The sequence below is a fragment of the Nitratidesulfovibrio oxamicus genome, assembly GCF_015731765.1.
Lineage (GTDB): Bacteria > Desulfobacterota > Desulfovibrionia > Desulfovibrionales > Desulfovibrionaceae > Cupidesulfovibrio > Cupidesulfovibrio oxamicus.
Map to the genome: position 1 here is coordinate 1 of NZ_VRYY01000020.1, position 9,316 is coordinate 9,316.

The window sequence follows — 9,316 nt, forward strand, 5'->3', positions numbered from 1 at the left end:
AGGCGACGGCCACGCCGCGCTCGACCACCTGCACGCGGCCATGGACGGGGTGACCCTGTCCTCCGCCGATGCGGCCCTGCACCTGCTGCGCGCCCAGGCGCTGTGGCAGCAGGGGCGGCAGGACGAGGCGCGCACCGCCATGGACACCTACCGGCACATGGCGGGGGTGCAGGCATGACCATGCTTGCCCGCGCCAACACCGCCGTGAGCGCCGTTACCCGGCACAACGACCTGGCCATCGTCGCCCTGCTGGTGGTGGTGGTCGCGCTGATGATCCTGCCGCTGCCCACCCCGCTGGTGGACACGCTGATCGGCGCCAACATGGCCCTTTCGTTCGTCATGCTGATGATGTCCATGTACGTGCGCAGCGTGCTGGACTTTTCGGTGTTTCCCACCATGCTGCTGTTCACCACGCTGTTCCGCGTGGGGCTGAACATCACCACCACCCGGCTCATCCTGCTGCAGGCCGACGCGGGCGAAATCATCTTCGTGTTCGGCGAATACGCGCTTGGCGGCAACTTCGTGGTGGGTGCGGTGGTCTTCGTCATCCTGACCATCGTGCAGTTCCTGGTCATCGCCAAGGGCGCCGAGCGCGTGGCCGAAGTGGGCGCGCGCTTCACCCTGGACGCCATGCCCGGCAAGCAGATGTCCATCGACGCGGACATGCGCGCGGGCGTCATCGACATGGAGGAAGCCCAGCGCCGCCGCTCCATGGTGTCGCAGGAAAGCCAGATGTACGGCGCCATGGACGGCGCCATGAAGTTCGTCAAGGGCGACAGCATCGCCGGCATGATCGTGGCCGTGGTCAACATCGTGGGCGGCACGGTCATCGGCATCACCCAGCACGGCATGACCGGGGCCGACGCCCTGCACACCTACGGCATCCTGACCATCGGCGACGGCCTGGTCTCGCAGATACCCTCGCTGCTGGTGTCCATTTCGGCGGGCATCCTGATCACCCGCACGGGCGATTCGGGCGGCAACGTGGGCGCGCAGATCGGCGGGCAGATCTTCGGCCAGCCAAAGGCGCTGCTGATGGCGGGCGGGCTGGTGTTCCTGTTCGCGCTGGTGCCGGGCTTTCCCAAGCCGCAACTGTTCGGGCTGGCCCTTGCCATCGGCGGGTTCGGCTACGTGCTGCAACGCATGGCCGAGGCCCCCGTGGCGACCGACCCCAGGGCGGAACTGAGCCGTTCGCTGGCCCCGGCCGCGCGGCCACGCACCCCGCGTCCCGGTACGGGGCAGCCCGGCGACGATTTCGCCCCCACCGTGCCCATCATTCTGGACCTTTCGGCGGAACTGGGCGAGGCCCTGCACTACGATGCCCTGAACGAGGAACTGATCAACCTGCGCCGGGCGCTGTACTTCGACCTCGGCGTGCCGTTCCCGGGCATCAACATCCGGCCCAACCCCGGTCTGGAAGGACTTTCCTACGTCCTGAACCTGAACGAAATCCCCATGTCGCGCGGCACGCTGGAACGGGGCATGTCCCTGGCCCGCGACACCGGCGAAAACCTGGCCATGCTGGGCGTCAGCGCAAGGACGGGCGAACGCTTCCTGCCCGACGTGGACCCCCTGTGGGTGCCCGACGAGCAGCTGCACCTGCTGGACAAGGCGGGCATAGGGCACATGAGCCACGCGCGCATCCTGGCCTACCACCTGTCGCTGGTGCTTTCGCGCCACGCCAGCAACTTCCTGGGCATGCAGGAGGCCAAATACCTGCTCGACCGCATGGAAGAGCGCGCGCCCGACCTGGTGCGCGAGGCAACGCGCCTGCTGCCGGTGCAACGCATTGCGGAAATCTTCCAGCGTCTGGTGCAGGAGCAGATTTCCATCCGCGACCTGCGCAACATCCTGGAAGCACTCATCGAATGGAGCCCCAAGGAAAAGGACACGGTCATGCTGACCGAGTACGTGCGGGGCGCGCTGAAGCGGCAGATCAGCTACATGCACTCGCGCGGACAGAACATGCTGCCCGCCATCCTGCTGGACCCGCAGGTGGAGGAAACCATCCGCAAGGCCATCCGCCAGACCTCGGCGGGGGCGTTCCTGGCGCTGGAGCCTTCGGTGACCGAGCGGTTCATGAAGGCCGTGGGCGATGCCGCCGGGCGCTACGCAAGCCACGCCCAGAAGCCGGTGATCATGACCTCCATGGACATCCGGCGCTACGTGCGCAGGCTGATAGAAGGCGACCACTACGGGCTCGCGGTGATCTCGTACCAGGAACTGACGCCCGAAATATCGGTGCAGCCGGTCAACCGCATCCGGCTGTAGCCGGGCCGCAGGAGAACCCACGTGGAATCCATGGCCATGACCTACGCGGTGAAGGCGCTGTACCTGGTGCTGATGCTGTCCATGCCGCCCATCGTCGTGGCCTCGGTCATCGGCATCCTGATCAGCCTCGTGCAGGCCATCACCCAGTTGCAGGAACAGACGCTGACCTTCGGGGTCAAGCTCATCGCCGTGGTGCTCACGCTGTTCCTGATGGGCGGGTGGTTCGGTGCGGAACTGCTGCGCTTCGCGGACGAGATATTCGTGCGCTTCTACCTGCTGTAGGCACGCCATGGCCCCCCACGTACCGGCATTGTCCATCCAGGCCCTGTTCGACCAACTGGGTCTGTTCGACCACCTGCTGGCCGTGGTGGCGGGCATGCCCAGGCTGTTCATGGTCGCCCAGGTGGCGCCGTTTCTGGCGGGCAGCGTGGTGACCGGGCAATTGCGCATGGTGCTGGTGTTCGCCTGCTACCTGCCGGTGCACCCCGTGATACTGGGGCAATTGCCCAAGGGCAGCGTGTTCGACCTGGCCCTGCTTGGCCACTACGGGGCGCTGGTGCTGAAGGAATCGCTCATGGGGCTGGTGCTGGGGCTGCTGGCGGGCATCGCCTTCTGGACCGTGCAGAGCGCGGGCTTTCTCATCGACAACCAGCGCGGGGCCTCCATGGCGGAGGAATCCGACCCCATGTCGGGCGAACAGACCTCGCCCACCGGGGCCTTCCTGCTGCAGACGATGATGTACCTGTTCTACGCCAGCGGGGCCTTCCTGGCCTTTCTGGGCCTGCTGTACGCCTCGTACGAGATATGGCCCGTGCCCTCGCTGGCGCCGCTGGCATGGAGCATCGAGGTGCCCCTGCTGTTCGCCGGGCGGGTGGCCTGGCTGATGTCGCACATGGTGCTGCTGGCCGGGCCCATCGTGGTGGCCTGCCTGCTGGCCGACATTTCGCTGGGCCTCGTCAACCGCTTTGCCTCGCAGCTCAACGTGTACGTGCTGGCCATGCCGGTGAAGAGCGCGGTGGCCAGCCTTCTGCTGGTGCTGTACTTCGGCGCGCTGGCGGCCAGGACGCCGGACCTGTTCGCCGAATTGGCCGCCGACCTGCAACGGTTGCAAGGGCTGCTGCCCTAGGGGCAGTTTCCAAATTGTCCTTTCGCCCGTTGGCATCCGGCCGAAGGGCGTGAAGCGTGGCCGTCGGGCGAGCTTGCGAGCCCTACGGACATCGTGCGCAACGAGGTCCAACTTCACCCACCATGGCTCTGCCGTCCTTATCCGTAAGGTTCGCAAGCCCACCTAACGGCTAAGGCTCGGTAAAATGCGACAAGAGCGCGCTGCGGCCCTTATCCGTAAGGTTCGCAAGCTCGCCAAACGGCTGAGGCATACTCCCTTATGGCGGGCTCGTTTTCCTTGCCAACGAACGAAAATCCTACTTTGGAAACAGCCCCTGGGAACGCATGAGCGACAAGACCGAACAGCCAACACCCAAACGCCTGCGCGAGGCGCGCGAAAAGGGTGACATCTGCAAGAGCCAGGACGTGGGTTCCGCGCTTACCGTGCTGGCCGTGGGGGCGTACCTTGCCATCAAGGGCGGCGACATCTTCGCCGAGATCATGGCCGTCACAGAACTTTCCATGCGCCAGATGACCCTGCCCTTCGACCAGGCGCTGCCGCTGCTGGCCACGGCGGTGACGCGCGGGGCCATCGGCATCGTGCTGCCGGTGGTGGGGCTGGCCATGTGCGTGGGCCTGCTGGCCAACCTGGCCCAGACGGGGGTGTTGTTCGCGCTCAAGGCGGCCATGCCCAAGCTCGAGAACATGAGCCCCGGCAAATGGTTCAAGAAGGTCTTTTCGGTGCGCAACGCCGTGGAGATGCTGAAGAACTGCATCAAGGTGACCGTGCTTGGCTGGGCCGTGTGGAAGGTGCTGTCCGACCACATGCGCGGCCTGTTCGCCATACCGGACGGCGGCATCGGCGGGCTGCTGACCGTGCTTGGCATTACCGCGCGCGACATGGTGCTGATTTCCGCCGCCGTGTTCTGCGTCATTGCCGCGCTGGACTACATGTACCAGCGCTGGCAGTACAACAAGCAGCACATGATGACCAAGGACGAGGTCAAGCGCGAGTACAAGGAAATGGAGGGCGATCCGCACATCAAGGGCAAGCGCAAGCAACTGCACCAGGAAATGGTCACCCAGAACACCCTCTCCAACGTCCGCAAGGCAAAGGTCATCGTGACGAACCCCACCCACTACGCCGTGGCCCTGGACTACGAAAAGGACCGCACCCCGCTGCCCGTCATACTGGCCAAGGGCGAAGGCCTGCTGGCCAAACGCATGGTGGAGATCGCCCGCGAGGAAGGCATACCCGTGATGCAGAACGTGCCGCTGGCGCGCAGCCTGTTCGCCGAAGGCACCGAGAACGCATACATCCCCAAGGACCTCATCGGGCCCGTGGCCGAAGTGCTGCGCTGGGTGCAATCGTTGCAGGGGCGCTAGGGCCGGCCCGGCCCCTGCCGCGCGCACCGCACCCCTCCCCATCTTTCAAGGACCATGCCCATGAGCCAGAATGAACTGCTCGACGTGCTCATAGACCTGTGCGACGACCTTGCCTGGGCGCGTCCCGCCAGCGAGGACAGGCTGTTCGCCCTCACCGCAGCCGGTTCCGCCCCGGCCAGCACCACCCGCCTCGCCGAGGCCTTCGGGATGATGCTGGTCAAGGTGGAGGCGCGCGAATACCAGCAGGCCCAACTCATCGAGGAACTGAAGGCCCGCAACGCGGAGCTGGAAGAGGCCCGCCGCCTGCTCACCGAGCGCAACGCGCGCCTCACCCACACCTTGCAGGAAAATTTCCAGGCCCGGCGGATCATCGGGCAGTGCCCGGCCATGCGCCAGCTGATCGAGATGGCCCTGTCCATTGCCCGGCGCCCCATCAACACCCTGCTGCTGGGGCCCACCGGCGCGGGCAAGGAAGTGGTGGCCAAGCTCATCCACTACAATTCGCCGCGCCGCGAAGGGCCGTTCATCGCCGTGAACTGCACGGCCATTCCCGAGGCGCTGTTCGAAAGCGAGATGTTCGGCATCGAAAAGGGCGTGGCCACGGGAGTGGGCGCGCGCAAGGGGCTGGTGGAGGAGGCCGACGGCGGCACCCTGTTCCTTGACGAGCTGGCCGACATGCCCCTGCCCCACCAGGCCAAGCTGCTGCGGGTGCTGGAAGAGCGCGAGGTGCAGCGCGTGGGCAGCAACAAGGCGGTGCCGGTGGACCTGAAGGTCGTCGCCGCCACCAATGTGGACCTGCAACGCGCCGTGCGCGAAGGAAAATTTCGCGAGGACCTGTACTACCGCATCAACGTGGCGGAAGTGCACCTGCCCCCCCTGCGCGAACGTGGCGACGACATCCTGCTGCTGGCGCAGGCCTTTCTGGACCGGCACTGCACGCTGATGGGCAGGCCCCGGCTGTCCCTTTCGTACGGTGCGCGCGACCGGCTGCTGCGCTATCCGTGGCCGGGCAACGTGCGCGAACTGAACAACGAGATGGAGCGCGCCGCCGCCCTCACCCTGGGCGACAGGGTGGAGGCCGCCAACCTTTCGCCCCGCCTGCTGGCCGCCATGTCGGGTGCGGGCGAACCCGACGCCGCCGGGCAAGACAGCCCGGGCACGGAAGACGCGTTCACCAAGCCCGCCACGCCCCTGCCCGGCGCTATTGCTGCCACCGCGCCCCCCCCGGACGGCAGCCTGAACCTGCAGGACATGGAGCGCGAGATGGTCATCCGCGCACTGGACCGCACCGGCGGCAACAAGAGCCGCGCCGCCGAACTGCTGGGCATCACCCGCGAAGGGCTGCGCAAGAAACTGCTGCGCCTCGGCATTGCCGACGGCGGCCAGAACGGGCTTTAGCCCACGGTACGGAACATGACCTTCTCCCTGCGCTCCAAACTGTTCATCCTGGTGCTTGCCTCCATCGCCCTGGCGGTGGTGCCGGTCATCTCCTTCACCTACAGCGACCTGCGCGAATCCAACGCCGAGCTGGAACGCGAGGCGTTCGGCAACGTCATCGTGCTGATGGAGGACAACATCGGGTCGCGCTACCTCGGCCACCTCACCAACAAGGTGATGGACGTGCTGCTGCGCAAGGACCAGTTGCGCCGCTACTCGCAGCTGGCCCGGTCCGCCTGGCAGGACGTGTCCGCCCTGCCGGGCGACGCCCGCCAGCGGTTCATCGCCAACTGGATAGAACGGCTGGGCAGCTTTGGCGTGCACATGGACATCTTCGACGCGCACGGCGCCCCCCGCACCGGCACCCCGCAGCTGGCCCTGCTGTCCGCCCGCCCGGACATGACCGACTTCAAGGGGCGGCCCGTGGGGTCGCTGCTTGCGCTGGCGCAGCTTTCGCCCGAGGGCGAATTCGCCGTGTTCGACACCCTGCCCGGCTCTCCCGGTCCCGATGGCTCTCCCGGTCCCGATGGCTCTCCCGGTCCCGATGGCTCTCCCGGTCCCGATGGCTCTCCCGGTCCCGATGGCTCTCCCGGTCCGGACGGCACTCCCGGGCCGGGCGGTGCGTCGGAGCCGCTGCTGGTCTACTTCCTGCCCATGCCGGAAGCGGACAGCGTGGTGGTTTCCGCCATGCTGCTGTCCGACATCGAACGGCAGGCCCTGTACAACGAACAGCAGATCATCCGCAGCACCCAGGAAAAATTCCAGACCCTGTCCCTGGGCAAAAGCGGGTTCATCGCCCTGGTCTCCGGCAAGGGCCAACTGCTGGCCCATCACGGCAACCCCAAGGGGCGCGAGGTGGCGCTCATTCCGCCGCGCGCCCTTGCGGAAGCCAGGGAAAAGGGCCGGGCGGAAACCATCGCGGACACCGGCCCCGCCTTTGGCGTGGCCATCTTTCGCGCCGCCTATTTCAAGGCCCTGGACTGGTACGTGGTGTCCGCCGCGCCGCAGGCCGAAATAGAGGCCCCCACCAATGCGCTGGTGCGCAAGCTGGCCTTCATCGCGCTGGCCGCCGTGCTGGTCAGCGTGGCGGGCACCCTGCTGCTTACCGCGCGGCTCATCGCCCCGCTGCGCGCCCTGACGGGCCGCGCCCATGCCCTTGCCGAGACGGACTTTTCCGCACCCGATGCAGAAGCCCTGACAGCAAACGGCCTGCCCACGTCGCGTTCCGACGAGGTGGGCCAGCTGGCCCGCGCCTTCACCCAGATGGGCCGGGCGCTGGCCCGCAACGTGCGGGCGCTGATGGACACCACCGCCGTCAAGGAGCGCATGCAGGGCGAACTGAACGCCGCGCGCGACATCCAGATGGGCATCCTGCCCGCGCCCGACGCCGCGCCGAAGCAGGCGGGCTACGCCGCCTCGGCCCTGCTGGAACCGGCCAAGGAGGTGGGCGGCGACCTGTACGACTTCTTCATCGCGCCCGACGGCAGGCAGGTGGTGGTCATCGGCGACGTGTCGGGCAAGGGCGTGCCCGCCGCGCTGTTCATGTCCATGGCGGTAACCCTGTGCCGGTACGCCGTGGCCTCGGGCCTCGCGCCCGGCGCGGCCATGACCCGCATCAACGCCCAGCTTGCCGCCAACAACCCCGGCTGCATGTTCGTCACCCTGCTCATCGGGCTGTTCGACCCGGCAACGGGCACGCTGGAGTTCGCCAACGGCGGGCATTGCCCCCCCTGCGTCACCGGGCCGGACGCCGAGGCCCCGCGCGAACTGCCGGGCATCAGCGGCCCGCTGGTGGGGGCCATGGAAGACGTGGAGTACGAAACCCTGCACGCGGTCATCACGCCGGGCGAACGCTGCCTGCTGTACACCGACGGGGTGACCGAGGCCATGAACGAAAAACTGGAGCTGTTCGACCTGCCACGGCTGATGGACGTGCTGCACGCCCATCGCGGGGATACGCCCGCCGGGATCCTGCGGGCGCTGCACGAGGCCACGGTGGCCTTCCGGGGCACGGCGGAGCAGTCCGACGACATCACCATGCTCTGCTTCACGCGCGAGACGGCCTGACCGGCCAGGGAAGACCGGGCCAGCCGCCGGAGAAGGACCGAGGGAGACAGCGGGGAAAGACAGCAGGAACGGGTGGAGAACCCCCGGAGCCCCCCGCAAGGGTGCGCGGAAAGGGGCAGGAACGTGCCCCGCGCGCTGCGGTCACGCCCGACAGGTGAGACGGGCCGGATGAGACGGGCCGGATGAGACGGGCCGGGAATCAGGGGAAGGAAACGATCGCGTCGGCGGCGCCGCGTGATCAGGCAGGCGCGGAATGATCGGCGGCTGCGGGATGGCTGGGGGACGGCAGCTGCGGAATGGCGTCTGTGGTGGGGCGGCGTCCGCACGGCAACACCCGGTGGCGGCGTCTGCGGGGGGGGCGTCAGCGCGAAAGCGACAATACCACGCCCGCGCCCTCGTCCATGGGGGCGGCAAGACGGCGCGACCAGCCCGGCGCACGGGCCTCCTGCGGCACGCATTCCATGTAGCATTCACGCAGGCTGACCGGCAGCACGGCATCCATGGGCAACGCGGCCAGGTGCTCCAGATGGCGGCGGGCCAGCCCGCCGGCGGCGAACATTTCCACCGCCCCCGCCACCCGGCGCGGACCGCGCCCGGCATCGAACAGCACCGTCAGCGGCAGGGCCGCGAGAAGTCCTGTCCCTCCGGCAACTCCTGAAAATCCGGCACATCCCCCCGCGCAGGTTCCCCCTCCAGCCTTGCCGGCACTGGCCGCGTCGTCCGCATGGCCCAGCACCCGCGCAACCGCCGCCAGCATGACGGGCAGGTAGGCGGCGAAAAAGATGCCCCCGTGGCAGCGCAGCCCGTGCCCGACCACCAGCGTGGCGTACGAACAGAACAACCCCGGTACGATGCGCCCCCGCCCCAGTGCGTCCATGATGGCCTGCGGTTCCAGCGGAATGCGCACCCCGTCGCGCACCAGCGCCATCCCCGCGCCGTCCCGCGCGCAACGCAGCGGGCAGCGCCGACCCGCATCATCCACCCACCAGAAAAAGGCCGTACCCGTGCGACCGGTGCGCGGCAACGAGGCCGCGCCGCCGTCGAACACGTC

Annotated in this window: 6 protein-coding genes and 1 pseudogene; 6 read left to right on the forward strand and 1 reads right to left on the reverse strand. The window is 67.7% G+C overall.

The window, feature by feature from the left end:
* Positions 1-174 precede the first annotated feature (174 nt).
* The 6 genes from sctV to FVW20_RS01040 all read left to right on the forward strand — a co-directional run bounded on the left by sctV (position 175) and on the right by FVW20_RS01040 (position 8,265).
* Positions 175-2,271: a type III secretion system export apparatus subunit SctV gene (gene sctV / locus FVW20_RS01015; RefSeq protein WP_196607918.1), complete on the forward strand. Its 2,097-nt coding sequence runs from the start codon at positions 175-177 to the stop codon at positions 2,269-2,271.
* Positions 2,272-2,292: 21 nt separating this feature from the next.
* The gene (gene sctS / locus FVW20_RS01020) at positions 2,293-2,553 is read left to right on the forward strand and encodes a type III secretion system export apparatus subunit SctS (protein ID WP_015946047.1); all 261 of its coding nucleotides are present in this window, start codon (positions 2,293-2,295) and stop codon (positions 2,551-2,553) included.
* 7 nt (positions 2,554-2,560) lie between these two features.
* Positions 2,561-3,397 carry a type III secretion system export apparatus subunit SctT gene (gene sctT / locus FVW20_RS01025; protein ID WP_196607919.1) on the forward strand — a complete coding sequence of 279 codons (837 nt, stop codon included), beginning with the start codon at positions 2,561-2,563 and terminating at the stop codon, positions 3,395-3,397.
* Between the two features lie 323 nt (positions 3,398-3,720).
* Positions 3,721-4,761, forward strand: a complete 1,041-nt coding sequence (gene sctU, locus FVW20_RS01030) for a type III secretion system export apparatus subunit SctU (RefSeq protein ID WP_196607920.1) — start codon at positions 3,721-3,723, stop codon at positions 4,759-4,761.
* Positions 4,762-4,821: 60 nt separating this feature from the next.
* Positions 4,822-6,159 (forward strand): sigma-54 interaction domain-containing protein, encoded by a 1,338-nt coding sequence (locus tag FVW20_RS01035; protein WP_196607921.1) that lies wholly within the window; start codon positions 4,822-4,824, stop codon positions 6,157-6,159.
* Positions 6,160-6,174: 15 nt separating this feature from the next.
* Positions 6,175-8,265: a SpoIIE family protein phosphatase gene (locus FVW20_RS01040; RefSeq protein WP_196607922.1), complete on the forward strand. Its 2,091-nt coding sequence runs from the start codon at positions 6,175-6,177 to the stop codon at positions 8,263-8,265.
* 361 nt (positions 8,266-8,626) lie between these two features.
* On the opposite strand, the pseudogene FVW20_RS01045 reads toward FVW20_RS01040, so the two are convergent.
* A pseudogene (locus FVW20_RS01045) lies at positions 8,627-9,316 on the reverse strand (hypothetical protein); the annotation flags it as partial.